The organism is Bradyrhizobium sp. Ken64, assembly GCF_055807555.1.
The window spans coordinates 1-695 of the sequence record NZ_JBVVPA010000078.1 but is presented as its reverse complement, the minus strand read 5'-3'; the positions used below and the strand labels follow the sequence as shown (position 1 = coordinate 695).

The following is a 695-nucleotide window of genomic DNA, read 5'->3' as shown; positions in this document are numbered from 1 at the left end:
GGCTTGCCGCGGCTGGAAGCGCTGGCGCATGCCGGCGAGACGCTGATGGGCAAATTCCGTGACGGCATGCCGGTGACCGGGCAGGCGGTGACGGTGATCCTGTCGTCGATCGACCGCATCAAGGAAATTCTGGCCGGGCTGGAGGCGACCGAAGCCGAGCCCGAGGGTACCGACCGCGATCTCATCGACAAGCTGGAAGCGATGGTCGAGCAGGGCATGGCCGCAATGTCAGCGTCGGCGCAGCCGATCGCGTCAGGCTCGGCGCAGCCGATGCCGGCGGCTGGAAGCGCTGCTCCCGTGGCCGAAGCGCCGCCGCTGGTGCCGGAGGCGCCTGCCGCCGTCGAAGCCGCGCCGACCTCCGGCGTGCTCGCCGACCAGAGCCTGGAGCGTCCGCTGCGTCCGGGCGAAGTCTCGCTCGACGAGCTCGAGCGCGCCTTCCGCGAGACCGCGATCGAAGTCCCGGCGCCCGTTGCCAAAGCCGAAGTCAAGGCCGAGCCTGAGCCTGCCGCTGAAGCCCCGGTGCCTGTTGCCAAGGACGTTGCCAAGGAGACTAAGGCGCCCAAGGACAAGGTCGCGCCCAAGAAATCGATGGCCGCCGACGAGGGCGCCGCCGAGGGCGCCAGCATCGCCAACCAGTCGATCCGCGTCAACGTGGATACGCTGGAGCATCTGATGACCATGGTCTCGGAGCTGGT

1 pseudogene is annotated in these 695 nt (G+C 69.1%); it reads left to right on the top strand.

Going from position 1 to position 695, the window contains the following annotated elements:
• Nucleotides 1-695, top strand: a pseudogene (locus AC0L2F_RS35705) (hybrid sensor histidine kinase/response regulator); the annotation flags it as partial.